The sequence below is a fragment of the Nonomuraea sp. NPDC049480 genome, assembly GCF_044465905.1.
Classification (GTDB): Bacteria; Actinomycetota; Actinomycetes; order Streptosporangiales; family Streptosporangiaceae; genus Nonomuraea.
The window spans coordinates 146,859-173,004 of sequence record NZ_JBITMD010000023.1; the positions used below are offsets into that span (position 1 = coordinate 146,859).

At 70.9% G+C, this 26,146-nt stretch carries 22 protein-coding genes; 11 read left to right on the forward strand and 11 right to left on the reverse strand.

The features are described 5' to 3' along the window. Window positions 1–125: 125 nt before the first annotated feature. Together ACIBX3_RS45425 and ACIBX3_RS45430 are read left to right on the forward strand one after the other, a co-directional pair. A complete protein-coding gene (locus ACIBX3_RS45425) occupies window positions 126–1,232 on the forward strand; it encodes an alcohol dehydrogenase catalytic domain-containing protein (RefSeq protein ID WP_397126860.1) in 1,107 nt (368 codons plus the stop codon). Between the two features lie 17 nt (window positions 1,233–1,249). Continuing rightward, complete coding sequence (locus tag ACIBX3_RS45430; RefSeq protein ID WP_397126861.1) at window positions 1,250–1,744, forward strand: cupin domain-containing protein; 495 nt, start codon at window positions 1,250–1,252, stop codon at window positions 1,742–1,744. Window positions 1,745–1,796: 52 nt separating this feature from the next. Here the strand turns inward: ACIBX3_RS45430 and ACIBX3_RS45435 are convergent, their stop codons facing one another. Beyond that, the gene (locus ACIBX3_RS45435; protein WP_397126862.1) at window positions 1,797–4,010 is read right to left on the reverse strand and encodes an MMPL family transporter; all 2,214 of its coding nucleotides are present in this window, start codon (window positions 4,008–4,010) and stop codon (window positions 1,797–1,799) included. A 100-nt stretch (window positions 4,011–4,110) separates the two neighbouring features. On the opposite strand from ACIBX3_RS45435, the gene ACIBX3_RS45440 reads away from it, so the two are divergent. Beyond that, window positions 4,111–4,632 (forward strand): TetR family transcriptional regulator, encoded by a 522-nt coding sequence (locus tag ACIBX3_RS45440; RefSeq protein WP_397126863.1) that lies wholly within the window; start codon window positions 4,111–4,113, stop codon window positions 4,630–4,632. Here ACIBX3_RS45440 and ACIBX3_RS45445 read toward each other — a convergent pair. After that, entirely contained in the window at window positions 4,629–5,726 is a 1,098-nt protein-coding gene (locus tag ACIBX3_RS45445; RefSeq protein ID WP_397126864.1) for an ROK family protein, read from the reverse strand. The genes ACIBX3_RS45440 and ACIBX3_RS45445 overlap by 4 nt on opposite strands. Window positions 5,727–5,824: 98 nt before the next feature. On the opposite strand from ACIBX3_RS45445, the gene ACIBX3_RS45450 reads away from it, so the two are divergent. Next, window positions 5,825–7,054 carry a Gfo/Idh/MocA family protein gene (locus ACIBX3_RS45450; protein WP_397126865.1) on the forward strand — a complete coding sequence of 410 codons (1,230 nt, stop codon included), beginning with the start codon at window positions 5,825–5,827 and terminating at the stop codon, window positions 7,052–7,054. 80 nt (window positions 7,055–7,134) lie between these two features. On the opposite strand, the gene ACIBX3_RS45455 is transcribed toward ACIBX3_RS45450, so the two are convergent. The 3 genes from ACIBX3_RS45455 to ACIBX3_RS45465 all read right to left on the reverse strand — a co-directional run bounded on the left by ACIBX3_RS45455 (window position 7,135) and on the right by ACIBX3_RS45465 (window position 11,607). Next, entirely contained in the window at window positions 7,135–9,258 is a 2,124-nt protein-coding gene (locus tag ACIBX3_RS45455) for a PASTA domain-containing protein (protein WP_397126866.1), read from the reverse strand. A gap of 111 nt (window positions 9,259–9,369) precedes the next feature. Next, window positions 9,370–10,776, reverse strand: a complete 1,407-nt coding sequence (locus tag ACIBX3_RS45460; RefSeq protein ID WP_397126867.1) for a protein kinase — start codon at window positions 10,774–10,776, stop codon at window positions 9,370–9,372. A 21-nt stretch (window positions 10,777–10,797) separates the two neighbouring features. Continuing rightward, window positions 10,798–11,607: a TIGR03619 family F420-dependent LLM class oxidoreductase gene (locus ACIBX3_RS45465; protein ID WP_397126868.1), complete on the reverse strand. Its 810-nt coding sequence runs from the start codon at window positions 11,605–11,607 to the stop codon at window positions 10,798–10,800. Window positions 11,608–11,695: 88 nt separating this feature from the next. Between ACIBX3_RS45465 and ACIBX3_RS45470 the strand changes: the two genes are divergently transcribed. The 4 genes from ACIBX3_RS45470 to ACIBX3_RS45485 all read left to right on the forward strand — a co-directional run bounded on the left by ACIBX3_RS45470 (window position 11,696) and on the right by ACIBX3_RS45485 (window position 15,169). Further along, window positions 11,696–12,943 carry an LLM class flavin-dependent oxidoreductase gene (locus ACIBX3_RS45470; RefSeq protein ID WP_397126869.1) on the forward strand — a complete coding sequence of 416 codons (1,248 nt, stop codon included), beginning with the start codon at window positions 11,696–11,698 and terminating at the stop codon, window positions 12,941–12,943. After that, window positions 12,940–13,797, forward strand: a complete 858-nt coding sequence (locus ACIBX3_RS45475) for a TIGR03619 family F420-dependent LLM class oxidoreductase (protein WP_397126870.1) — start codon at window positions 12,940–12,942, stop codon at window positions 13,795–13,797. Before ACIBX3_RS45470 ends, ACIBX3_RS45475 begins: the two co-directional genes overlap by 4 nt. Before the next feature lie 188 nt (window positions 13,798–13,985). Further along, window positions 13,986–14,795, forward strand: coding sequence for a HipA family kinase (locus tag ACIBX3_RS45480; RefSeq protein WP_397126871.1), 810 nt, complete (start codon window positions 13,986–13,988; stop codon window positions 14,793–14,795). Continuing rightward, on the forward strand, window positions 14,792–15,169 hold the full coding sequence (locus ACIBX3_RS45485; RefSeq protein ID WP_397126872.1) for a DUF3037 domain-containing protein: 378 nt from the start codon (window positions 14,792–14,794) through the stop codon (window positions 15,167–15,169). The genes ACIBX3_RS45480 and ACIBX3_RS45485 overlap by 4 nt, the downstream gene beginning before the upstream one ends. Here ACIBX3_RS45485 and ACIBX3_RS45490 read toward each other — a convergent pair. The 5 genes from ACIBX3_RS45490 to dxr all read right to left on the reverse strand — a co-directional run bounded on the left by ACIBX3_RS45490 (window position 15,166) and on the right by dxr (window position 21,178). Continuing rightward, the gene (locus ACIBX3_RS45490) at window positions 15,166–15,984 is read right to left on the reverse strand and encodes an NAD(P)H-binding protein (RefSeq protein WP_397126873.1); all 819 of its coding nucleotides are present in this window, start codon (window positions 15,982–15,984) and stop codon (window positions 15,166–15,168) included. The genes ACIBX3_RS45485 and ACIBX3_RS45490 overlap by 4 nt on opposite strands. Window positions 15,985–16,007: 23 nt before the next feature. Then, window positions 16,008–16,850 carry a GNAT family N-acetyltransferase gene (locus tag ACIBX3_RS45495; protein WP_397126906.1) on the reverse strand — a complete coding sequence of 281 codons (843 nt, stop codon included), beginning with the start codon at window positions 16,848–16,850 and terminating at the stop codon, window positions 16,008–16,010. Window positions 16,851–16,922: 72 nt separating this feature from the next. Further along, window positions 16,923–18,521, reverse strand: coding sequence for an alpha/beta hydrolase (locus ACIBX3_RS45500; protein ID WP_397126874.1), 1,599 nt, complete (start codon window positions 18,519–18,521; stop codon window positions 16,923–16,925). 263 nt (window positions 18,522–18,784) lie between these two features. After that, window positions 18,785–19,948 (reverse strand): flavodoxin-dependent (E)-4-hydroxy-3-methylbut-2-enyl-diphosphate synthase, encoded by a 1,164-nt coding sequence (ispG, locus tag ACIBX3_RS45505; protein WP_397126875.1) that lies wholly within the window; start codon window positions 19,946–19,948, stop codon window positions 18,785–18,787. 39 nt (window positions 19,949–19,987) lie between these two features. Beyond that, complete coding sequence (dxr, locus tag ACIBX3_RS45510) at window positions 19,988–21,178, reverse strand: 1-deoxy-D-xylulose-5-phosphate reductoisomerase (RefSeq protein ID WP_397126876.1); 1,191 nt, start codon at window positions 21,176–21,178, stop codon at window positions 19,988–19,990. A 207-nt stretch (window positions 21,179–21,385) separates the two neighbouring features. On the opposite strand from dxr, the gene ACIBX3_RS45515 reads away from it, so the two are divergent. Both ACIBX3_RS45515 and ACIBX3_RS45520 read left to right on the forward strand, forming a co-directional pair. Beyond that, entirely contained in the window at window positions 21,386–22,375 is a 990-nt protein-coding gene (locus tag ACIBX3_RS45515; protein ID WP_397126877.1) for a trypsin-like serine peptidase, read from the forward strand. Between the two features lie 55 nt (window positions 22,376–22,430). Then, window positions 22,431–23,606 (forward strand): trypsin-like serine protease, encoded by a 1,176-nt coding sequence (locus ACIBX3_RS45520; protein ID WP_397126878.1) that lies wholly within the window; start codon window positions 22,431–22,433, stop codon window positions 23,604–23,606. Between the two features lie 149 nt (window positions 23,607–23,755). Here the strand turns inward: ACIBX3_RS45520 and ACIBX3_RS45525 are convergent, their stop codons facing one another. Continuing rightward, entirely contained in the window at window positions 23,756–25,183 is a 1,428-nt protein-coding gene (locus ACIBX3_RS45525; RefSeq protein ID WP_397126879.1) for an aldehyde dehydrogenase family protein, read from the reverse strand. Between the two features lie 292 nt (window positions 25,184–25,475). On the opposite strand from ACIBX3_RS45525, the gene ACIBX3_RS45530 reads away from it, so the two are divergent. Then, the gene (locus ACIBX3_RS45530) at window positions 25,476–26,099 is read left to right on the forward strand and encodes a TetR/AcrR family transcriptional regulator (protein WP_397126880.1); all 624 of its coding nucleotides are present in this window, start codon (window positions 25,476–25,478) and stop codon (window positions 26,097–26,099) included. Window positions 26,100–26,146: the final 47 nt, after the last annotated feature.

Sequence of the window (26,146 nt, forward strand, 5' to 3'; positions counted from 1 at the left end):
CCCTCGCGATTTGGCCTAGCGCTCGCTTGGTTTTGCGCTGAGCGTAAATTCGGCCAGAAGGGGTGTCAACGGGATACCGAGCAACCGCTTGCTCACAATTCGGCCACCGGGTTACCGTGTGGCGCATGCTGATGCGCGCGGCCGTACTGACCGGGTTCCACGCCCCCATGGAGATCCGCGAGGTGGAGATCGCCGATCCCGGCCCCGGCGAGGTCCGCGTGCAGATCAAGGCGTCGGGCGTGTGCGCCTCCGATCTCAAGGCCATCGACGGCAAGAGCCCCGTCGTGAGCAGGCTGCCGTTCATCCTCGGACACGAGAGCGCGGGCGTGGTGGAGAGCGTCGGCGCGGGTGTCACCACCGTCAAGCCCGGCGACCACGTCATCATCGCGATGAACGGCCCCTGCGGCCGCTGCCGCCAGTGCGGCGCGGGCCGCTTCCACCTGTGCACGGGCCCCGCCCGGCTGCCGACCATCATGGGCGGCCTGCCCCGGATCACCCTGGACGGCCAGGAGACCCGCCGCTTCATCGGCATCGGCTCGTTCGCCGAGTACGCGGTCGTCGCCGAGACCATGTGCGTGAAGATCGCGAAGACCGCGCCCTTCGCCGCGATGTGCCTCTTGGCCTGCGGCGTCGTCACCGGCGTCGGCGCGGTCCTGAACGTCGCCGGGGTCGCGCCCGGCGCCTCCGTCCTCGTCGTGGGCTGCGGCGGGGTGGGGCTCAACGTCATCCAGGGCGCGGTGCTGGCGGGCGCCACCACGATCGTCGCCGCCGACGTGGCCGACCAGAAGCTCAAACTGGCCGTCCGCTTCGGCGCCACCCACACGCTCCTGGCCGAGGATCTGCCCCGGCAGGTGGGCGAGCTGGTGAAGGGCGGCGTCGACTACGCCTTCGACGCGACGGGCGCCCCCGGCGTGCTGGCGCAGGCGTTCGGCGCGACCCAGCCCGGCGGCACCACGGTCATGGTCGGCAGCCCGCCGGCGGGCCACCCGGTGGAGCTGGACCCCGGCCTGCTGTTCGCCTCCCGCCGCCTCATGGGCACCCAGGGCGGTGACTCCGCACCGCACCGCGACCTGCCGATGCTGGCGGGGCAATACCTCCAGGGCCGGCTCGACCTCGACGGCCTGATCTCGGAACGCCTCCCACTCGACCAGATCAACGAGGCCGTCGCCCATGTGCGCCAGGGCTCGGTCGCCCGCACAGTGATCACGTTCTCCGAGGCTTCGGAGACCTGAGAGGTTATTCTGCCGACATGTCCTATCCAGACCCCCGATACCTCGACAAGTCCGGCGAAATCAGCAGCGTGCTGCGCCCGGCCGACGCGCAACCCGACCTCACGATGGGCGCCGGCGGCACGCAGGTGCACTACCTCGGTACCGGCGGCTCCACCAACGGCGCGTTCGGCCTCTACCGATGGGAGATGGGCCCGAAGCCCGGAGGCGCGGGCGCGCACTTCCACCGCACGATCACCGAGTCCTTCTACGTGCTGTCCGGCACCGTGCGCCTCTACACCGGCGAGAAGTGGGTGGACGGCCGGACCGGCGACTTCCTCCACGTCCCTGAGGGCGGCATCCACGGCTTCCGCAACGAGTCCGGCGAACCCGCCTCGATGCTGATCCTCTTCACCCCGGGCGCGCCCCGCGAGGCCTACTTCGAGGAGCTCGCCGACCTCGCCACCACCGGCCGCCGGCTCACCGCCGAGGAGTGGGCCGAGCTGTACCTGCGCCACGACCAGTACATGGTGTGAGGCCGGCGCGGATCCAGAGCTGATTCCACCCTCACCGGCCTCGGCGACCCCGTTAGACGCCCGCCTCGACGGGCTCGCGGCGACGCGGGGCCGGCTGGTCCTTCTCCTCCTCGTGCCCCTCCACGGACAGGTTCGGCAGGAGCCGGTCCAGCCAGCGCGGGCACCACCAGTTCGCCCGCCCCAGCAGCACCATCGTGGCGGGCACCAGGAAACCGCGGATGATGGTGGCGTCCACGGCGATCGCCACCGCCAGCCCCACGCCGAACGTCTTGACCATCGGGTCCGGGTACGCGATGAACGCCACGAAGACGGCCACCATGATCAGCGCGGCGGACGTGATGACCCGGCCGGTCGCGCCGAGCCCCTCCGCCACCGACCGCGCGTTGCGCCCATGCCGCGTGTACGCCTGCCGCACCGCCGTCAGCAGGAACACCTCGTAGTCCATCGACAGCCCGAACAGCACCGCGAACAACATCAGCGGCACGTAGCTCTCGATCGGCACCGTGAAGAAGAGCGTCTGCAGGTAGGAGGAGTTCACCGGCGGGTCCATGCCCACCAGCCCGCTGCCCAGCCCGATCGAGAACACCAGCGCCAGCGCGCCGAACGCGGCCCCGAGCGAGACCAGGTTCATCACCGCGGCCTTGATCGCGACGACCGGCGCACGGAAGGCGAGCAGCAGGAGCAGGGCGCTGAGCAGCACCACCACGCCGATGACGAGCGGGGTGCGCTCGGCCATGCGGTCCCCGGCGTCGGTCATTCCCGCGACCTTGCCGCCGACGTGCACGTCGACGCCGGGCAACGAGAGGGCCCTGATGTCCCTGACGACGCCGGCGGCCCGGCTGTCGCTGGGGGCGTACTCGGTGACGGTCTGCAGCAGGACCGAGCGGCCCGATTCGTTGACCTTGGGGTCGGCCACGTGGGCGACGCCGTCGATCGCCTTCACCTCGCTCACGACCTGCTTCACCAGCGGATCCTTGGCCCCGCCGGCCTTCGCGGGCAGCTCGGCGACCACGACCAGCGGCCCGTTGGCGCCGGGGCCGAAGCCGGTGGCCATCAGCTCGTACGCGCGCCGGGAGTCCGAGCCCTGGGTGCCGTACCCCTCGTCGAGCGGTCCCAGCTTGAGCGCGAGCGCGGGGGCGGCCAGCGCGCCCAGCACGACCACGCTGGCCAGCAGCACCCGCCACGGACGGCGCGCCACCCACGACCCGAGACCCGCCCAGCCGGAGCCTGACGAGCCGGAGCTCCTGAAGATCTTGAGGGCGTTGACGCGGTGGCCGAGGATCCCGAGCATGGCGGGGACGAGCGTGATCGAGGTCAGCACGGCGGCGACGACGGAGATGCCGGTGACCCAGCCGAGCGTGGCCAGCAGCGGGAATCCGGCCAGCATCAGCGCGCTCAACGCGATGATCACGGTGCCGCCCGCGAACACGACCGCACCACCCGAGCTCGCGACCGTCCGCCGTACGGACTCGACGACCGGCACGCCCTCGGCCAGCAACCGGCGATGGCGGGACAGCAGGAACAGCGCGTAGTCGATGCCCACGCCGAGCCCGATCATCGTGGCCATGATCCCGGCCTGCTTGGGCATGTCCACGACCCAGCCGAGCAACCCGATCACGCCGAGCCCGGTCGCCACGCTGACCAGCGCCGCGAAGATCGGGATCATCGCGGCCACCAGCGTCCCGAAGGCGAACACCAGCACCAGCAGCGCGCACACCACGCCGATGATCTCGCTGGGCCCGGTCTTGATCTCCTTGTCGGCGGGGGTGGAGCCGTCGGCCGGCACGACCTCGAGCCCGGCGGCGCGCGCCGGGTCCGCGGCCTTCGACAGGGCCTGGGTGGTCTCGGCGAGCTTGTCGACGTCGTGGCCCTGCATGCGGATCGTGATGAGCCCGATCTGCAGGTTGGAGGCGATGCCGCCCTTGCGGTACGGGGTGTCCACCTGGACGACGTGCGGCATCGTGCGGATCCGGTCGATCGACGCCTCGACGGCCCGCTTGCGCTTCTCCTCGATGAGCGGCCCGTCGGCGGAGTAGAGCAGCAGCTGGACCGTTCCGCCCTGACCGTAGCCCGGCCCGAAGCCCTCCTTCATGAGGTCGTGCGCGCGTTGCGCGTCGGTGCCGGGGATGCTCGCGTCGTTGCTGGTGGGGCTGCTGAACGCGAGGCTGGCCCCCATCAGCCCGGCGGCCAGGGCCACCCATAACAGCAGTACGATCTTCCCGTGCCGCGCGCACCAACCGCCCAGCCGTCCCAGCAACCGCGTCATCGCCCCGCCCCCAACTCGACGCCCGTCCTGTACGGTCGTACAGGACATACGATAAAAGGGGATATAGCCGGAAAGCTGTAGCCAGCCCCAAAATGAGACGATGACCACAGCCGACGACACGCGCACCCGGATCCTGGCCGCCGCCAGGGAGTTGTTCGCCGAGCGCGGCTACGCGGCCACCTCCCTGGCCGACATCGCCGCCGCCGTCGGCCTGACCAAGACCGCCGTCGCGTACCACTTCCACCCGAAGGACCGCCTGGCCTCGGAGCTGCTGTCCCCGTCGGCCGGCGACATGCTGGCGCTGCTGGGCACCGACTACGCGACCCGGCAGGAGTTCGTGGACGCGCTGGTCGAGTTCGCGGTGCGCTACCGCTCCGTGATCCGGCTGTTCATGGAGGACCTGGCGGGCGACGAGTCCGTCTCGCCCGGCTCCGAGCGGGCGACGATCAGGACGTACAGGGACGAGATCTACGCCAAGCTCGTGGGTGACGACCCCGATCCCGCGATCAGGCTCAAGAGCTGGGCCCTGCTCGGCGCGCTGCAGTGGGGCGCGGTCAAGACGATGGACCTGCCGGAGGAGCAGGTCAGAGCCGTACTGCTGGAAGCCTGCCGGGCCCTTTAGAGGCCGAGGACCTCCCGTTCGACGTGGTCGAGCGCGAGGCGTACCGCGCCCAGCGCCACCCCCTCGTCCCCGAACGTGGACACGGCGACCTCCGGCACGCTCACACACATCTCGGCCAGGTGCCGCCGGAGCGGGTCGAGCAGCACGTCGCCGGCCCACGTGTGGCCGCCGCCGAGCACCAGCAGGTCGGGGTCGACGGCCAGGACGAGCGCCGAGGCGCCGATCGCGAGGTTCTCGGCGTAGCGGTCGACCCGCCGCACGGCGTCCCGATCACCCCGGAGCGCCGCCTCCAACACCTCCGCCGCCGAGGCGTCCTTGACCAGTTCGCGGGCGGCGTCCTCCCAGCCGACCTGGCGCAGCGTGCCGATCTCGCCCGCGGCCCCGTGGCGCCCGGCGTGCAACCGGCCGCCGATCAGGACGCCGGCGCCGGCGCGGTGGCCGGCCAGGATGTACACGACGTCGGAGGCGTGCTGGGCGCTGCCGCGCCAGTGCTCGGCGAGCGCGGCCAGGTTGGCGTCGTTGGCGGCCAGCGCGGTCCCGCCGAACCAGCGCCCGGCGAGCCCGGCCAGGTCCACCCCGGTCCAGCCGGGCAGAGCGATCGACAGTGACACCCGGCCGGTGCGGTCCACGATGCCCGGGGTCCCCGCCGCCACCGCCCACACGTGCCTGCGCGCCACGCCCGCCCCGTCCACGCAGGCCACAACGGTACGCCGGGCCGACTCCAGCCGCTCGTGCGCCGCCGCGTCGCCGGAGACGCCGGCCCGCTCCCAGGCGATGACGTCTCCGTTGAGATCGGACAGGGCGGCCACGATGCCGTCGCCGCCGACCTCCACGCCCACCACGTAGCCGGCGTCGGCGCGGAACCCGAACCGCCGCGCGGGCCGCCCCATCACGCCCTCGTCGGGCGGCATCTCCCTGACGTAGCCGCGCTCGCGCAGCGCGTCGAGCACCGCCTCCACCGTCTGCCTGGACAGCCCGGTGACGCGGCCGAGCTGCGTCAGCGTGGCCACGCCCTCCCGACGCAGGGCCCTGAGCGTGACCTGGGTGTTCATCTTGCGCAGGAGCGACGCGTCACCCGGCCGGAGCTCGGTCACTTATGAGACCCTTTCCGATAACTGCCCTATTGACGGTTATCAGCCAGGATCCTAGCATCGGCCGACATACGTTAACTAGTTACATAAGTGGAGGCGCAATGGTGACTCTCGCCGTCGTCGGCGCGGGTTCGCGAGGGACCTCGTACGCCCGCCACGCCGTCGCGACCGGACGGGCGCGTGTGGTCGCGGTGGCCGACCCGCTCCCCGGCCGCCGTGGCCGCTTCCCCCACGCGAAGCACCACGCCGACTGGCGGGAGCTGGCCGCGCTGCCCCGCCAGGCCGACGCGGTCATCGTCGCCACCCAGGACCGCGACCACGTCGAGCCCGCGGTGCGCTTCGCCGAGCTCGGGTACGACATCCTGCTGGAGAAGCCGATGGCCGTCTCCGAGGACGACTGCCGGACGATCGTCGCGGCCGCCGGACGATCGGACGCGATCTTCGCGGTCTGTCACGTGATGCGCTACACGCCGTACACGCGGACGTTGAAGGCGCTGCTCGACGGCGGCCGGATCGGGGAGATCGTCAGCATCCAGCACCTGGAGCCGGTCGGCTGGTGGCACCAGGCGCACTCGTACGTGCGGGGCAACTGGCGGCGTACGGACGAGTCCACGTTCATGCTGCTCGCCAAGTCCTGCCACGACCTCGACTGGCTGGTGCACCTGACCGGCAAGCAGGTCACCCGAGTGTCGTCCTTCGGCGGCCTCAAGCACTTCCGCCCGGAGAACCGGCCCGCCGGCGCGGCCGACCGCTGTCTCGACTGCGCCGTCGAGGCCGGCTGCCCGTACTCGGCCAGGCGCATCTATCTGCCGCTGGCCGGGCGCGAGGCGTGGCCGCTGTCGGTTCTCACCGACGACGTCTCGGAGGAGGGCGTGCTGGAGGCCCTCAGGACCGGCCCGTACGGCAGATGCGTGTACGCGTGCGACAACGACGTGGTCGACCACCAGGTGGTGAACATGGAGCTCGAGGGCGGCGTCACCGCGTCGTTCACCATGACCGGCTTCACCCCGGCGCTGCACCGGCAGACCCGGATCTTCGGTACGCACGGTTCCATCGACGGCGACGGTGACCGCCTGACCGTCCACGACTTCGTCACCGGCCGCTCGGAGACCGTCGAAACCCACCCGAGAGGCGACGCGACTGCCAGGGGCGGCCACGGGGGTGGTGACGAGGCGCTGGTGGAGGCGTTCCTGACGGCGGTCGCCACGAGAGATCGCACGCCGATCCTGTCCTCGCCCGGCGAGAGCCTGCACAGCCACCTCGTGGCCTGGGCCGCCGAGAGATCACGCCTGCACGGCGAGACCATCCCCCTGGACCGGACGCGTCGATGAGGCGATGCGCCTGACCACGCCCGCAACGCTCACCACCTGACACGGCGCAGGTGACCGGCACGGCGTGGCGGGGTGAGCGCCTACTCGCCGGAGACCGGGCCGGACGGGGTGTCCGAGGGTTCGGTGGGGTCGGGGCCCGACTGGCTCTCCAGGCCGACGACGATCACCACGACGGCGCCCGGTTGCGCGCACGTGCCCGGCTGGACACTCTGCCCCAAAACGCTCCCCACCCGTGCCTCATCCTCCACGACCTGCCCCTGGGACTGAACCCTGAAGCCCGCCGCCACCAGCGCGGCCCGCCCGTCCTCCGCGGACTGCCCGACCACGGACGGCACGTCGGCACCCGTCCGGGCCACCGTGAGCGCCACCGGGGTGCCGCCCGCCACCCGCTTGCCCGCCTGGGGCAGGCTGCCGAGCACCCGCCCGTTCGGCTGGTCCGAGCAGGTACGGGTGACGGTCCCGACGGCGAGGCCCGCGCCGGTCAGGGCGGCCTCGGCGGCCTTGCGCCGGAGGCCGGCGACGGACGGCACGGCCAGCCCGGCCGACACCTGCAGCGAGACCGTGCTGCCCTTGGCCACGACCGCGCCGGAGGCGGGCTTGCTGCTCAGCACCTGCCCGACCTTCTGCGGCGAGTCGACCTGCGTGACGGGCCCGGGCACCAGCCCGGCTCCCTTGATGGCCTTGATCGCCTTGGCCCGGTCCAGTCCGTTCAGCGCCGGGATCGGGACCGTCACAGGCTGCGTGACCGGCGGGTCGACGGGCGGCTTGCGGGCTTCCTGTGTCTCCTTGGGCCTGGTCGGGGACGGCTTCGGGGTGAAGGACTTGGACGCCGTGGGCGCCGACTTCGGAGGTGCGGCGGGCCCGGCCGCCTGCGGCGGCTGGGGGGTGTCGTTCAATGTGGGCACGATCACGGCGATCAGCACGGCGGCGGTCGCCAGCAGGGCCACGCAGACGGCGATGGCCGCCCTCGGCCAGCCGTTGCCACGCCGCCCGAACCCCGCCTCGGGCCCAGGCCCGGACGTGAGCCCACCGCCATCGGCCGATCCGCTTGGGCCGCCTGGACCGGATGTGAGCCCGATATGACCCGCCGGGCCACCGGATCCGGACGCCGAACCGCCGTCACCGGAGGAGCCGGCAGGGTCCGGCGCCTGATGGGCCGCCGCCTGGTCGCGATCCCGCCCACCGGACTCCCGGGCGTCGCCCGCCGGCCCCGGCAGCAGGTAGCCGCCGGGCACACCCGTGGCCTCGGGCTCCGCCAGGGGCGAGCCGGCACCCGGCAGAGCTCCGGAAGAGGGTTCCTCCGCACTCGGCCCGCTCTCGGCCGGGCGCGGCTCGGGAATCAGGGACGGGGCGATCCGCAGGATGTGCGGCGGTGGCGTGTTGAGGATCTCGGCCGGCACCTCGCCGGTGGACTCCCCCAGCAGCTCGAACAGCAGCTCCCGGCTGCTCGGCCGGTTTCGTGCGTCCTTGTCCAGGCAGGCCTCGACCAGCGTACGCAGCCGCCCTTCCAGCCGCCCGAGCTCCGGCGGGGCGGTGAGGATGCGGTGCAGCACCGGCGCCACCGAGTCCTGCCCGAACGGCGCCGACGCGTTGGCCGCGAAGCACATCGTGGCGCCCCACGAGAACACGTCCGCCTTCCCCGTGACGGCCGACGCCGTGATCTGCTCGGGCGCCATGTACGCGGGCGTCCCCACGCCTCTGCCGCTCATCGTGGCGGCCGCGTCCAGCGCCCTGGCCAGACCGAAGTCGATCACACGCGGCCCGTCCGACCCGAGCAGCACGTTCTGGGGCTTGAAGTCCCGGTGGACGATGCCGGCGCGGTGGATCGCCACGATCGCGGTCGCGGTGCTGACCGCCAGCCGCTCCAGCGCGCCGCCGCGCCGCGGCCCGGTGAGCGCGACCTCCCGCTGCAGGGACGGCCCGTCGACGTACTCGCTCACGATGTACGGCCGGCCCTCGTCGAACCCGGCGTCGATCACCTGGGCCGTGCAGAACCTCGCCACATGCTTGGCCAGCTCGACTTCCCGTAAGAACGCCGCCTGCTCGTCCCCCACCGGTCCATGCAGCAGCTTGACCGCGTATGTCTCCCCGCCCCGCGAACCGAGGAACACCGCGCCCTGACCGCCCTCACCCAGGCGCCCGGAAAGTGCGTACTCTCCGAGTCGCTGCGGGTCCCCCGTTCTGAGCGGCTGTGCCGTTGGCACGGGGCTGCCTCCCCTCGCCGCCACCCGTTTTCCCGCTTTCTACTGAAAGCAACCGGTCGCCAACAGTCAACGGTGTGCAGGGCAATCGCGGCCTGACCGTGACACAGCCGGTCAAGAGGTACGGGTAACCGTGCCCGAATACGTCACCTCGTCCTTACCTTCACGCGTCACCTTGATGGCCAGCTGGTCGGCGTACGAGGTCGGGAACATCCGCAATGTCCCCGGATAGCACTCCTCGCCCTTGACCCGGTCGAGCGCGAACACCATCCCGCTCCCCGTACGTCCCAGCCGCCCGGAACAGCGCAGGTCGGCGCCCCATCGCATGGCCCCGCCGCCGGAGCCCAGGCGTAACTCGACGGGGAAGACCCGCTGGGCGTCGAAGTGCTCGGCCGAACCCGTCCACGTCCCCTCCAGCCCGGGCCCCTGGGCGCCCTGCATCCAGTACACGAACCCGGCCACCCCCATGGCCACCCCGGCCAGGGCGACGACCACTTGCCAGAGCCGTGGCCGCCGCCTGGCGGGCTTCGCCTCGGGGACGGTGCGGGTGATCGCGGGAAAGCTCGTGGTCGGGTCGGGGTCGGTGGTCATGCCGGGGCCCACGGCAGGCCGTACAGGGCTCTCACCGGTTCCGGAGGCGGTGAGGGAGGACGCGCCGGTCCAGGCGGTGCGGCCGACGGCGGCCATCGCGCCCGACGTCAGCACGTCGTCGCCCGCCGCCGCGTCCTGCCCCAGCAGCCACCGCAGCACCTCCTCGGAGTCCGGGCGATCCCCCGGCTCGGGCGCCAGGCACGCCTCCACGATCTCCCGCAGGCGCCCGGTCAGCGGCCCCAGCTCCGGCTTCCCGTACAGGATCCTGGCCAGGACCTCCTGCAGGGTGTCCGCCGTGAACGAGTGCCGCCCTGTCGCGGTGTACGCGACGGTCAGCCCCCACGCCCACAGATCGGCGGCCGGCCCGGCGGGCTCGCCCTTGATGCGTTCGGGCGGCAGGTACGCCGGCGTCCCGATGGGAATCTGGTTGGTGGTGGCGGTGGTGTTCACGAGCCGGGACACGCCGAAGTCGATCACCCGCGGCCCGTCGAGCCCGAGCAGCACGTTCCCCGGCTTGAAGTCGCGGTGCACGACCCCGGCCCGGTGGATGGCGCCCAGCGCGGTGGCGGTGCCGATGGCCAGGCGGTCGAGGGAGCCGCCGCGGCGCGGCCCCTTGGCGACCACGTGTTCCCGGAGCGAGGGTCCCTCGACGTACTCGCTGACCAGGTAGGGACGGTCCCCTTCGAGGTCGGCGTCGAGTACTTGGGCCGTGCAGAACGCCGCCACCCGGCGCACCGCCTCGACCTCTCCGAGGAACCTGCGCCGGACGACGGGATCCCCGGACAGGCTGGCGTGCAGCAGCTTGATCGCGACCTGCGCCCCCTGCGGCGAGTGGCCGAGGTAGACGACGCCCTGGCCGCCCTGGCCGAGCCTGCGCGTCAATCGGTACGACCCCAACTGGCGTGGGTCATCGACACGTAGCTCGGACATATCCCCGCATTATGCCGCCCCCTAGATGAGCGCGGCGTAATGATCCAGAATCGGCAGGACCGTGTCCGCCGGCGCGCTGGGCAGCGTGGCGACCGCCTCCTCGATGCCGAGACCGGCGAAGTAGTCGAGCTTCTCACTGGTCGGCCGCGTGGCGAACGGGATGACGCGGGCCATCGGCCGCTCCGCCTTCTCGCACGCCTCACGCAGCGCGGGCAGCGCGGCTTTGATGCCGGCGCCGCCGATCGGCATCCAGCCCTCGGCGTACTCGGCGACGTGGGCGAACAGTTTGGGCCCGGCGGCGCCGCCCACGTACACGGGTGGCCCGTTCAGGGGCTTCGGCCAGGACCAGGACGGCTCGAAGCCGTCGAACGAGGCCACCTCGTCGCGCCAGAGCGCCTGCATGGCCAGCACGTTGCGCCGGGCGACCTCGCGGCGGCGGCCGTACGGGACGCCGTGGTTCTCGATCTCCTCGACGTTCCAGCCGAAGCCGACGCCGACCACGACGCGCCCGCCCGACAGGTGGTCCAGCGTGGCGATGGCCTTGGCGGTGACGATGGGGTCGCGCTGGGCGGCGAGCAGGATGCCGGTGCCCAGGCGCAGGCTCCGGGTCGCGGCGGCGGCGAAGGAGAGGGCGACGAGGGGGTCGAGCGTGCGCTTGTACTCCTCGGGCAGTTCCTCCTGTCCGGCGGCCGGAGGCGTGCGGCGCGAAACCGGGATGTGGGTGTGCTCCGGCAGGTAGAGCGAGTCGAAGCCGCGTTCCTCCGCCGCTCTGGCCAGCTCGTCGATCGGCATGGCGAGATCCGTGGCGAACATCGTGACGCCGAGCCTCATGCGCCCTCCTCGTAGTTAACCAAGCGATTGCTCGGCTAAGATTTCCAGAGTACCTTGCGAAGGAACCGTCCGCGGAAAGAGGTCCCCGGTGAAGTTTTCTATCTTCCTGAATCCGCAGATTCCAGGCTCTGGATACGCGGCAGAGGAGAACGCCAAGGCCAAGCGTCCCATCGGGCGGGACACGGAGTCGTACCAGAAGCTGCTGCACGAGGTGCGGGAGATAGCCGTCCACGCCGACCAGCTCGGCTTCGACGCGCTGATGATGACCGAGCACCACTTCCACTCCGAGGGCATGGAGTTCTCGGTCAATCCGCTGATGTTCCTCACCGACCTCGCCGCGCGTACCGAGCGGATCCTGCTCGCGCCGCTCGGCCTCGTGCTGCCCGCTTGGGACCCGATCAGGGCGGCCGAGGACGTGGCGCTGCTCGACCAGTTCTCCAAGGGCCGGTTGCGGCTGGGCGTGGCCCGGGGCTACCAGAACCGCTGGATGAACGTCCTCGGCCAGCGCTGGCACGCGGCCGCCGCCCGCTCGGACGGGTCGGCGTCCGACACACGCAACTTCGACGTCTTCGGCGAGGTGCTGAAGATCATGAAGATGGCGTGGACCCAGGAGACCCTGCGTTACAAGTCCGACGTGCTGGACTACCAGGTGCCCTACCCGTACGACGGGATCGAGGGATGGCCCGCCCAGGACTGGACGCGGACCTTCGGCGCGCCCGCGGAGCTGGACGACGAGGGCAAGGTGGTGGCCGTGTCGGTCTGCCCACGGCCGTACCAGAACCCGCATCCGGAGTTGTGGCAACCGTTCACGATCTCCGACCGGTCGGTCATCAGGGCGGCGCAGGAGGACATCCTGCCGTGGATGTTCACCCCCAATCCGGATGACCACGCCGCCAAGGCCAAGCTGTACCAGGAAGAGTCGGCCAGGCAGGGGCGCCACTACAAGCTGGGCGAGCACACCGGCATCCTGAAGATCGTCGGGATCTCGGACACGACCGAGCAGGCGATCAACACCTTCGGCCGCAGCATTCCGAAGGACTTCGCCGCCTTCTTCGGGCCCTTCGGATACCTGGAGGTCCTACGGAAGAAGGAGGACGAGAAGCACAAGCCCATCTCCCCCGAGAAGGGCGACGCCAAGCGCATGAACGACGTCGAGATGGCGCTGTTCGGCACGCCCGACGACGTCAAGCGCGGCATCCAGCGGATGCTCGACCGGATGCCGGACCTGGAGTGGTTCGGGCTCTACATGCAGGGGCAGCAGGGCGTGCTGCCGCTGGACACGGTCAAGCGCAACCTGGAACTGTTCGCGACCAAGGTCGCGCCGGAGTTTCGATGAAGATCTGGCTGGGGGCCTCGTTCGTCGACGCCGATCAGTTCGTGGAGCTGGCGCGGGCGGCCGAGCGGTGCGGGTTCGACACGCTGACGTTGTCGGACCACCTGTTCTACGCCGACTTCGCCACGCCGTACCCGTACTCGCGGTCGGGCAAGCCCCGCTGGGACGCCAAGACGCACTGGCCCGACGTGTGGGTGACGATCGGGGCCATGGCGGCGGTCACCACTTCCCTGCGTTTCTCGCCGAACGTCTACATCGCACCCGCCCGTGACCTGTTCACCGTGGCCAAGCAGGTGTCGACGGCGGCTGTGCTGTCGCGGGACCGGGTGACCTTCGGGGTGGGCGTGGGGTGGTGCAAGGAGGAGTTCGTCGCCACGGGGCAGGACTTCCACACGCGCGGGCGGCGGCTGGACGCCATGCTTCCGGCGCTGCGCTCTCTCTGGGCCGGCGAGACGGTCACGCTGGACGGCCTCCCGCCCCTGTCGATCTCGCCGACCCCTTCTCAACGGATCCCGGTGTACGTGGGCGGCGACAGCGAGGCCGCCCTGCGGCGGGCCGCCCGGCTGGGCGACGGGTGGATCGGCAACCGCATCTACACCGAGGAGCAGCTCGACCCCGTGCTGGACACGCTGCACCGGCAGCTGGACGGCAGAGAGATCGACATCATCGCGCCGCTGGCCGTGCTGCCGGACGCCGCCACGTACCGCCGCTTCGCCGCCAAGGGCGTGACCGGCACGATGGCCGCCCCGTGGTGGCTGGCCACCCCTGAAGAGAAGGCCCGGTACGGCGAGGGCACGCTGGAGCTCAAGATCGCCACCATGGAGCGCTTCGCCGAGGAGGTCATCGCCAAGCTCTGACCCGGTCACCCCCTCCGTGACCGGGTCAGACCGACGGGGTCCGGCCGGGCAGTCCCCAGGCAACCGCGCCCGGCCGGACCACCTCACCCGAGGCCGGCTCGCGGTCCCGCCGCGCTGGTGGTGGGCCTGCCCAGGCAGCCGGAGGGCCTGGGGAGGAGGGTGGGGGCGGTGGGCGATAGCCTCATGTCGTGCTGGATAAGATCGCGGCCACCCGTTATGTGACCCCGTTGCGGGAGGGCGGGTCGCTGCCCGGCGTCGTCGAGGCCGACGACCTGGGCACCTACGTGGTGAAGTTCCGTGAGGCGGGCCAGGGCCGCCGCGTGCTGGTCGCCGAGATCATCGCCGGTGAGCTGGGCCGCCGGCTCGGGCTCAGGACCCCCGAGCTCAAGATCATCGACCTGGATCCGCAGCTCGGCATCCGCGAGCCGGACGAGGAGGTGCAGGACCTGCTCAAGGCCAGCACCGGGCTCAATCTGGCGGTGGACTTCCTGCCGGGCGCGCTGGGCTTCGAGCCGCTGGCCTGGGTGGCGGATCCGGTGTTCGCGGCCAAGGTGGTGTGGTTCGACGGTCTCATCCACAACATCGACCGGAGCTGGCGCAACCCCAACCTTCTGGTCTGGCACCGCGAGACCTGGCTGATCGACCACGGCGCGGCTCTCTGGTTCCACCACAACTGGCCCACGGCGGATCCGCAGCGGCCGTTCGACGCGGGCGACCACGTGCTCGCCGCGTACGCCGGCGACGTGGCGGCCGCGGGCGCCGAGTTGTCGGGGAAGATCACCCGCGAGCTGCTGGAGACGGTGACCGCGCTGGTGCCCGGCGAGTGGCTGGACGGCGAGCCGGGGTTCGGCTCGGCGCAGGACGTACGGGAGGCGTACGTCGATCATCTGTTGCGGCGGGCGCACGGGCCGCGCGAGTGGCTGGTGCGCGGCGAGCAACGGGGCCAGCGGCCGGGGCCGGGGTCGGTCGGCGAGTTCTGGCGGGGAGGCGGCCGATGACCAGGGATGTCTACGAGTACGCGGTCATCCGGGTGATCCCGAAGGTGGAGCGGGGCGAGCAGATCAACGCGGGCGTGCTGCTCTATTGCCAGCCGCGCGACTACCTGTGCGCCCGGGTGGAGCTGGACCCGGCGCGGCTGCGGGCGCTGGATCCGGCGGCCGACGTGGACGAGGTGCGCCGGGCGCTCAGCGCGTACGAGCTGGCCTGCGGAGAGCACCCGGGACCGCTGGAGGCGGAGTCGCTCGGCGGCAGGTTCCGCTGGCTGACGGCGCCCCGCAGCACGATCGTGCAGGCCGGCCCCGTGCACGCGGGTCTCACCGCGGACCCGGAAACGGAGCTGGCCAGGCTCTTCGACAAGCTCGTCCGTCTTTAGGCGAACGCCTCCGCGTTGGCCGCCGCCCACTGCTCGAACGTGCGCGGCGGCCGCCCGGTGACCTGCTCGACGGTGGGCAGCACGGCGGACTCGTCCAGCTCGCCGCGGCTGAAGAAGCCCATGAACGCCTCCGCGTACGCCTCGGGCATCTGCTCCAGCATCCGCGCTCTGGCCTCCTCGTCGGTGAACCCCTCGAACCGCAGCTCCCTGCCGAGCACCGCACCGAGGATCCGTAGCCGGTCGGCGGGCCGCAGCGCCTCGGGGCCCGTCAGCCCGTAGACCTGGCCGTCGTGCCCCTTCCCGGTCAACGACGCGGCGGCGACGGCGGCGATGTCGAGGGGATCGACGGTCGCGACGGCCACGTCAGGGAAGGAATCCCGCACGACATTTCCGGATTTCAGCTGGTCCGCCCAGCGCAGCGTGTTCGACATGAACGTACGCGGCCGCAGGATCGTCCACGGCACCCCCGACTCCCGTACCAGCGCTTCGGACTCCACGTGGTACTTCGAGATCGGATTGCTCAGATCGGCCGCCTCCGCGGAACTGGCCGACAACAGCACCACATGCTCGACCCCCGCCCGCGCGATCGCGGCCAGCGTCTCGGCCATCCGGTCGTACCCGCTCAGCAGGAACACCCCGCGCACCCCGCCCAGCGCGCCCGCCACCGAATCGGGATCGTTCAGATCACCTAAGGCGAGCTCAGCGGGCAGCTCGACCTCGCGCCGCACCAGGGCGCGGACCTCCGCCCCCGACCCGGCGAGCGTGCGCACCAGCGCCCCGCCCGCGTTCCCCGTGGCACCCGTAACAAGGATCATGCCGGGAATGCTAGCCAACCGAGCTAGAACAACACGGACATGAAGGTGTCGACCTCCATGAAGCCCACCTTCTTGTAGACGGCACGTGCCGAGCGGTTGTAGTCGTTGACGTACAGCGTCACCACGGGGGCGAAGCACTCCATCGCGGCCTCCACGACCGCGGCCATGCCGGCCACCGCGTGCCCCTTGCCGCGCAGCTCGGGGTGCACCCAGACGCCCTGGATCTGGCAGGCCTGCGGCGTGACCGCCCCCACCTCCGCCTTGAACACGACCCGGCCGTCGTCGATGCGCGCGTAGGAGCGCCCGATCCTGATCAGCTCGGCGACCCGGGTGCGGTAGAGCGCGCCGCCGTCCCCGAGGTTCGGCGAGACGCCGACTTCCTCGGTGAACATGGCCACGCACGCCGGCAGCAGGGTCTCGAACTCCTCCGGCCGCACCCGGCGCACCTGGGGATCGGCCGGCACCGGCGGCTTGCGCGAGGTGGCCATGACGGGCTGCGCCCAGCGAATCGCGCGGGCCCGGCCCCAGTACGGCTCGAGTCGCTCCCACAGCAGGGAGACCGCGTCGACGGGACCCACGATGGACGAGCAGCGCCGCCCCTGTTTGCGGGCACGGTCGGCGAACGCGTGGACCGCCTCCGGACCGGCGCCGACCGGCACCATGTTGGCCCCGGCGTAACAGAGTGACACGAGGCCACCGCGCGGCCCGAATCCCCACATCTGCCCGCCGAGCCGCGCCGGATTGAGTCCGACGGCCCGCACCCTGGAGGAGACGAAGACGTTGGCGACCGGATCGGTGTCCAGCAGGGCTAGGACCTCGTCCCGGTCGCTGTCGTCAAGCACACGCGACACCGATGTACGCAGCATCACATGGTCAGACTACGCGAAGGGTTACCGATTAGCTCATCTGGCGATGCCCACGGTAACCCTTTCTTGACGTCATCGTGTTCCGAGCAGCCCTCCGAGGATCCCCAGAAGGTCGGGCCGCCGCTGCGCGGACTCGCCGCCCGTCATGTGCTCGGCCGGATGGGGCGGGGGCAGCGGGTCGCATTCCACGTCGCGCGACGGCACCGACCCGTCCCTCAGGTACGCCGCCAGATAGCGGTCCACACACACGTTGCCCGCCAGCGAAATGCCGTGGTTGCCGCCCTTGTCGATCACCATGCGGGCGCTGGGGAAGAGCCTGCGCATCCTCATCGCCCCCTGGAACGGCGTCGCGGCGTCCCCGCGGGACTGGAAGATGAGGATCGGCGGCAGCTTGGGCGACCCGTGCACCTCGACCGGCTTCCCGCCCGGGACCGCCCAGAAGGCGCACGGGGCGTTGTACCAGGCGTTCGGCCAGGTCAGGAACGGCGCCTTGCGGTGCATGCTGGCCATGTCGGCCCGCCACTTGTCCCACTGGCGCGGCCACTTGGCGTCACGGCACTGGACGCCGAGGTAGACGGCGTAGCCGTTCTCGTCTTTGGTGTCGTTCTTGCCGTGCTTGTTGTAGATGGCGAGCAGCCCGTCGACCTTGCCGTGCCGTACGTACGAGGACCACGCCTGGGCGAACTCCGGCCAGACCCGGTTGCTGTAGCCGGTGATGGTGAAGGTGTCGTCGAGCTCGCTCGGCCCCACGATGCCGCCCGCCGGGCGCTCGCGCAGCCGCTCACGCATGGCGTAGTAGGCGAACGACGTCTGCTTGGTCGTCGCGCCCAGCTTGTAGGTGGAATGGTGCCTGGCCGTCCAGGCGAGGAGCTGCCGGTGCCGGCGCTCGAAGGAGGCGTCCTGGGCCAGGTTCGACCGGTACCAGACGCTGGTCGGGTCCACCGCGCTGTCCATGATCATCCGCTTGACCCGTTGCGGGAAGAGGGTGGCGTAGACGGCCCCCAGGTAGGTGCCGTACGAATAGCCCAGGTAGCTGATCTTCTCCTCGCCGAGGGCGGCCCGGATCGTGTCCATGTCCCTGGCGGAGTTCTCGGTGGAGAGGTGCGGCAGCAGCCAGGACCAGTAGTTGCCGCAGCGGGTGGCGTACTCGCCGGCCCGGTCCAGCAGCGCCCGCTCGTCGTCCGGCGTCCGCGGCACCGCGTCCGGCCTCGGGGCCTTGTAGTAGACGTCGGGGTCCACGCAGTGCAACGACGGCTGGCTGGCGCCGACGCCGCGCGGATCGAAGCCCACGATGTCGTAGCGCTCGCTCACCTTGGCGGGCATGGCCGCGGCCACGTACTCGGTCAGATCCCGGCCCGAGGCGCCGGGACCGCCCGGGTTCAGCAGGAGCGTGCCCAGGTGGTTGCCGTCACGCGACACCTTGGCCTTGATCCTGTTGAGCGCCAACTTGATCGACTGGCCCCACGGCTGACGGTAGTCGAGCGGCACGCGTACGGTGGCGCACTCGATGTTCGCGTTCACGGCCTTCCCCGCCACCGCGGGACAGGCCCCCCAGTCCACCGTCCCCGCCACAGGGAACGGCCTCTTCCTCGCGACGGCCGCCGCGTCCGCGCTCGCGACCCCGGCCACGAGCACCACCATGCCGGCGACAACCCCAACTACCCGCTTCACCCGGCCCCCTTCCCAAGTCATAGGCCTTGCGATGCTCCCCTGAGCGACCGGGTGGTGACATTGGGTATGGAGAAATGCTTGCCAATCTGTAATCGGTCCATGGCAGGGCGTAGCCGCGGAGCCTCAATCCGGTACGCGGCATTTCGCGCCTGTTGGTTATGAGTTGCGGAGGTTCTCCCGCCTGCCGCCGATCACCACGCCGAAAGAACTGGACGCGAAGGCTTTCCTCCTCGCGTGATCGTCTTGATCGGCCCGGCGACTCGTCAGCCGACCGTGACCACGGGGCCGGAGTCGTCGTCGAGGTCGACCTCGACGCCCATCTCCTCGGCCAGCCGCAGCGCCTCCTCGATCAGCGTCTCCACGATCTGCGACTCCGGCACGGTCTTGATGACCTCGCCCTTGACGAAGATCTGCCCCTTGCCGTTCCCGGAGGCCACGCCCAGGTCGGCCTCGCGGGCCTCGCCGGGGCCGTTCACCACGCAGCCCATCACGGCCACCCGCAGCGGGACCTTCATGCCCTCCAGCCCAGCCTGGACCTGCTCGGCCAGCGTGTAGACATCCACCTGGGCACGACCGCAGGACGGGCAGGAGACGATCTCCAGGCCGCGCTCCCGCAGGCCGAGTGACTCCAGGATCTGGGCGCCGACCTTGACCTCCTCCACCGGAGGCGCGGACAGCGAGACGCGGATCGTGTCGCCGATGCCCTCGGCCAGCAGGGCGCCGAAGGCCACAGCCGACTTGATCGTGCCCTGGAAGGCCGGGCCGGCCTCCGTCACGCCCAGGTGCAGGGGGTAGTCGCACTTGGCGGCCAGCAGGCGGTACGCGTTGATCATGACGACCGGGTCGTTGTGCTTGACCGAGATCTTGATGTCGCGGAACCCGTGCTCCTCGAACAGCGAGCACTCCCACAGCGCGGACTCGACCAGCGCCTCGGGCGTGGCTTTGCCGTACTTCTGGAGGAGACGGGGGTCGAGCGAGCCGGCGTTGACGCCGATCCGGATCGGGACGCCGTGGTCGGCGGCCGCGCGGGCGATTTCGCCTACTTTGTCGTCAAATTTCTTGATGTTTCCGGGGTTGACCCGGACGGCCGCGCACCCCGCCTCGATGGCGGCGAACACGTACTTCGGCTGGAAGTGGATGTCCGCGATGACCGGGATCTGCGACTTCTTGGCAATGATGGGCAGGGCGTCGGCGTCGTCCTGCGACGGGACGGCCACGCGGACGATCTGGCAGCCGGACGCCGTCAGCTCGGCGATCTGCTGCAGCGTCGCGTTGACGTCGGCGGTCACCGTGGTCGTCATCGACTGCACCGAGACGGGCGCGTCGCCGCCCACGGGCACGTTGCCGACCATGATCTGGCGGGAGTGGCGGCGTTCGGCGAGCGGCTTCGGGCGTACCGTCGGGATACCGAGAGCTACGGAAGACATTTCCACCCTTACTGTGACGACGGTTTCAAGTTTATGTAGCTAGCGGGACTGCCCGGCTGTGAGTTCGGCCGCACGGGCACGTGCCCACGCATCGGCCGCGAGCACCTCTTCCACGGAGCCCGCGGGGGTGACCCGGTGCTCCTCCACGACCTTGGCGACGGTGTCGACGATCCCGAGGAAGGGCAGCTCGCCCCTGGTGAACGCCTCCACGCAGGCCTCGTTGGCCGCGTTGTAGACGGCGGGCGCGGTGCCGCCCTCGGTGCCGACGTGCCTGGCCAGCGCGACCGAGGGGAACGCCACGTCGTCCAGCGGCTCGAACGTCCACGTGTGCGCCTTGGTCCAGTCGATGGCCTCGGCCGCGCCGGGGACCCGGCGCGGGTGGCCGAGGGCGAGCGCGATCGGCAGGCGCATGTCGGGCGGGCTGGCCTGGGCGATGGTCGAGCCGTCCACGTATTCGACCATGGAGTGGATGATCGACTGCGGGTGGACCACCACCTCGATCCGGTCGAAGTCCAGGTCGAACAGCAGATGCGCCTCGATCACCTCCAGCCCCTTGTTGACCAGCGTGGCGGAGTTGATCGTGATCATCGGGCCCATGGACCAGGTGGGGTGGGCGAGCGCCATCTCCGGAGTGACGTCGGCCATCTCCTCGCGCCGCAGACCCCTGAACGGCCCGCCGCTCGCGGTCACCACGAGCCGCCTGACGCTGTCCGGGTCGTACGCGTCCGGCCCCGAGGCCCACAGGCACTGCTGCAGCGCCGAGTGCTCGGAGTCGACCGGCAGGATCTGCCCGGGCGCGGCCAGCCGCTTCACCAGCGGCCCGCCGATGATCAGGGACTCCTTGTTGGCCAGCGCGAGCGTCCTGCCCGCTTCGAGTGCGACGAGCGTGGAGGTCAGGCCGAGCGCGCCGGTGATGCCGTTGAGCACCATGTCGCATCGCCACGCCGCCACCTCCGCGACCCCTTCGGGGCCACCCAGCACCACGGGTTTGGCCCCGTGCGCGGCCAGCGCCCCCTTCAGCGCCGGTACGGCCGCCGCGTCTGCCACGGCCACCGCCTCGACGCCGAACTCGGCCGCCTGCCTGGCCAGCAGCTCGACCTTGCCGCCGCCGGCCGCCAGGGCCGTGACCTTGAAGCCGGCCGGGTTGGCGGCGACGACGTCGAGGGCCTGGGTGCCGATCGAGCCGGTGGAGCCAAGGAGGACGACGGAGCGGAGGGTCTCTGCATGCACTCGTCCATTGTCCCCGCTACGGAGGGCGCCCGGGCACGGGGTGGCGGACTTACCGAAATCCGCTTACTTATGTGACGCGAGATAACAGAGTCGATTTACGTCGGAATATCGCCGTACTCCGGGTATATCGGATTGCGCAAATCTTGAGAAATCTGGATATTGCGGCGGCTACCTTCCAACCTCAGATCCGGTTTCGGGAGGTACGTAATGCACCGCAGATTCGCTCTGCTTTCCACCCTCGTCCTCGCCACGGGGAGCGCCGCCCTGCTCCCCGCGACGGCCGCACAGGCCGAGGTCCGCCTGCGGCCCAAGCCCGCCCAGCACGCGGCCGCGGATTCGGCGTCCGAGCAGCGGCAGGTCCTCCGGTACTGGACCGAGCGGAAGATGGAGGCCGCCGAACCCCTGGACGCTCCCGCCCCCAAGAAGGGAGTGAAGCCGAGCGCGGCGGACGCGACGGGCGCTCCCTGGGCGGCCGGACCCACAGGTGGCCAGGCGTCGCAGGCCGCGCGGAGCGGCGGCGAGCCGTGGACCGGTGGCGGCGCGGTCGTGAAGACCACCGGGCGGATCTTCTTCACCACCGCGCAGGGACGCAACGCCTCATGCTCGGGATCGGCGGTGACCAGCACGAACAAGAGCGTGGTGATCACCGCGGGCCACTGCGTGAAGCTGAACGGCGCCTTCCACGCGAACTGGGTCTTCGTGCCGGGCTACGACAAGGGCGCGCGCCCGTTCGGCACCTGGGCCGCCACGCGGTTGCTGACCACGCAGCCGTGGAACGCCAGGGAGGACGTCAACTTCGACGTCGCCGCCGCCGTGGTCGCGCCCCTGGAGGGCAGGACGCTGGTCGACGTCGTGGGCGGCCAGGGCGTGGCGTTCAACCAGCAGAGACGGCAGCAGATGTACGCCTTCGGCTACCCGGCGGCGGCGCCGTACGACGGGTCGAAGCTCGTCTACTGCAGCGGCCGCGCCTTCGACGACTACCTGCTGACGGACGACCTCGGCCTGACCTGTAACATGACTGGCGGTTCGAGCGGCGGGCCATGGATGCTGAATTTCGCGGAGCCGACCGGGCTCGGCACGGTTAATTCGGTCAACAGCTTCAAATACAACTTCGCGCCCAACTGGATGTTCGGGCCATATTTCGGGAACGAGGCCCAGGCCGTCTACCAAGCCGCGCAAACCACCGGCACACTTTAAGTGATTTACGGAAAGTAGCCACAAGAACACATGTGGTAGTGCACACTCGGGGGGCATGACCCTGAGCCTGAGCACCCCTCTGCTTGCGGCCGCCCCGCTCCTGGCGGGGTTGCTGGGGCCCGCCGTCATCGGCGCGGCCCCCGGCCCACGGCAGGCCGACCGGCCCGTCGCCACGCCAGTCCACACGGCCAAGCGCGTCCAGGTCGTCGAGCACGCAGCCGCCCGCACCGCCGCCGAGCAGCGCCGCGTGCTCGGCTACTGGACTCCGGAGCGCATGGCCAAGGCGCTCCCGATCGGCCTGCTCGACCTCGTGACCGGTGACAAGGGCTTGCTGAGCGGCCTGACCGGCCGCCTGGGCCCGCGTGCCGCGCCCGCCCCGACGGGCGCGAAGACGAAGCTCGCCGCCTCCGCCGCGCTCCCCAGGCCGCGCGTAGCCGCCGCGCTGCCCATGCCGCGCGTAGCCGCCGCGCTGCCCATGCCGCGCGGAGTGACCGTCTCCAAGCTGCCCATGCCGCGCCCCCAGGCCGCCGCCGGGCCGAAGGTGAGCACGATCGGCTCGCGCTGGAACACGGGCGGCGCCGTGGCCAGGACCACGGGGCGGGTGTTCATGACGGTGGGCGGCGCCGACTTCGTCTGCTCGGCGAGCACGGTCAGGAGCGCCAACAGGGACGTCGTGGTCACGGCCGGCCACTGCGTCAAGGACGGCGCCGGCGAGTGGGCGGCGAACTGGACGTTCGTGCCGGGATACGGGACGGGGGGCGAGGAGCCGTACGGCCGGTACGCCGCCCGCCGCATGTTCGTCGCCGAGCCGTGGTCGCGCGAGGGCCACGACGACTACGACCTCGCCATGGTGGCGCTGGCCACGTCGCACGGGAAGCACGTGGCCGACGCGGTGGGCGCTCAGGAGATCGCCTTCAACGCGCCGCGCGGCGGCCAGGCGTTCGGCTTCGGCTACCCCGCGGACCCGCCGTACAACGGCGACCACCTGTTCTATTGCGCGGGACGGCTGAAGGACGATCCGTACGGGCAGACGCGGGACCAGGGGCTGGGGTGCGACATGACGGCGGGGTCCAGCGGCGGTCCCTGGCTGAGCGGGTTCGACCCGGCGACGGGCAAGGGCACGATCACGTCTTTGAGCAGCTTCAAGTACAGCGACGATCCGAAGACGATGTACGGGCCTTACCTGGGCGACGCCGCCAAGACCCTCCTCACCACGGCTGAACGCGCATGACCTTGTTCAGCTCGTGCACCTTGTTCAGCTCGTGCCTGTCGAAGGGCGCCTGGCCTGGGCCTCGAGCACGCGCCGGGCCAGGCGGGTGATGACCTGAGCCCTTCGGCCAGAGGTCAGGCGGGTGATGACCTGAGCCCTTCGGCCAGAGGTCAGAGCGTCAGGCCGGTCAGCACCATGACCTTCTCGTACGTCAGGTCCTCCATCGCCGAGTGCAGCCCTTCGCGCCCGATCCCGGAATCCTTGACCCCGCCGTACGGCATCTGGTCCGCCCGGTACGACGGCACGTCGCCGATGATCACGCCGCCCACCTCCAGCTCCCGGTTCGCCCGGAACGCGGCGTCCAGCGACCGGGTGAACACCCCGGCCTGCAGGCCGTACTTCGAGTCGTTCACCATCGCGTACGCCTCGTCGACCGACGCCGCCTGCTGGAGGATCATGACGGGGCCGAAGACCTCCTCGCAGGCCACCTTCGCGTCATGCGGCACGTCCGTCAGAACCGTCGGCGCGATCGTGGCCCCGTCACGGGTGCCGCCCGCCAGCACGCGGGCCCCCGCCGCGACGGCCTCCTGGACCCACTGCTCGACGCGGTCGGCGGCGGACTCCGAGACGAGCGGGCCCACCTGGGTCTTCTCGTCGACCGGGTCGCCGGTGACGAGGCCGGACACGGCCGGGAGGAGGCGCTCGACGAAGGCCTCGTAGACCGGCTGCTCGACGATCACCCGCTGGACGGCGATGCAGCTCTGCCCGGCCTGGTAATTGGAGTAGAGGGCGATGCGCTGGGCTGCCCAGTCGAGGTCGGCGTCGGCCAGCACGACGGCGGCCGCGTTGCCGCCCAGCTCCAGCGTCACGTGCTTGCGCGGGACCTGGTCGGCGATGGCGTACCCGACGGGCGCGGAGCCGGTGAACGACACCACGGGCAGACGCGGGTCATGGACCAGCGCGGAGGCGCGCTCGTTCGCGATCGGGAGCACCGAGAACATGCCAGGGGGCAGGTCGGTCTCGGCCAGGATCTCGCCGAGCAGCAGCGCCGACAGCGGCGTCGCGGGGGCGGGCTTGACGACGACCGGGGCGCCCACGGCGATGGCCGGGGCGACCTTGTGGGCGACCAGGTTCAGCGGGAAGTTGAACGGGGTGATCGCCAGGACGGGGCCGTACGGGACCCGCGACACGTACGCCAGCCGCCCGTTCGCGGCCGGCTCGGTGTCGAGCCGCTGCACGGTGCCCGACCAACGGCGGGCCTCCTCGGCGGCCAAGCGGAACGTGGCGACGGCGCGGCTGGTCTCACCGCGCGCCCACAGGATCGGCTTGCCGTTCTCCGCCGTGATCAGGTGGGCGATCTCATCGGCCCGCTCCGCCAGGCGTCGCGAGACGTGGGCGAGGGCCTCGGCCCGTACGTGCACGGGCAGGGCCGCCGCCTGCCGCGCCACGGCGTGGGCGGCCTCGACAGCCTCCTCGACCTGGGCGTCGGTGGGCACGGAATGCCTGCCGACCTCCCGGCCGTCGTGGGGATTGGTCACAGTGAGCTCGGTGTCCCCGGTCGCTGGGCGGCCGGCCAGCCAGAAGGTACGCACGTCCATACCTTGACGTTATGCCAAGCCCGCGATCGGGGATTTACACCACGATGCACAAGAGCCTCACGAGCGCTCACCGTTAAGTACAAGCCCCGTTGTATACCCATGATGTAACAGAAGTAGACCTAATTCGGGATGTTTACCATGCGGAGTGGTTTGAGGGATCTCCGCCATGGCTAAGTCATCGGGTGCGGGTCTCCAGCGCGGTGGGCCCCCGATCTGAGAAAGGCGTGGGCCCCGTGACCGAACAGCGTGAGGTCACAAGGACGCATAGCTCCTTGGCCACGAAGGAGGTCTCATGACCTCGGCGCCTCTCGGGCTACAGGGCGCCTACCTCCTGGGTGAGCGCGCCAGCCACGACGAACTTCGTTCCCGCCTCCTCGACGTGGCGGTCAACCTTCTCGAGACGGACGGTCCCGAGAGCCTGACCATGCGCAGGATCGCCGCCGAGGCGGGCTGCACGACGACCGTCATCTACACCATGTTCGGCAACAGGGAGGGCTTGGCGGAGGCGCTCTATCTGGAGGGGTTCGAGCGCTTCCGCCGCTTCCTGGAGGCGGTGCCGCCACGCCGCAACCCACTGGAGCACCTCCAGGCGCTGGGGCCCGCGTACCGTCAGGCGTGCCTGGCCGAGCCGGGCTACTACAGCCTGATGTTCGAGCGGGCCATCCCCGGCTTCGAGCCCAGCGAGCGTGCCAGGACTCTGGCCAGGGCGGCGTTGAACATCCTCGACCGGGTGATCGCCGACTGCATCTCCGCCGGCTTCCTGATCCCGACCCAGCCCCGGAAGATCGCCGACGCGCTGTGGGCGGCCGCTCAGGGGGCGATCAGCCTGGAGCGGGCCGGGCACCTGCGCGACGGCCGCACCTACGAGGCGGTCACGACGGCGGTCATCTGCTGTTACCTGGTGGAGAAGAAGTAGGCCGTGCTCCTTCCCCGGTAAGATCCTGGTCACCGGACAAGGGGGAC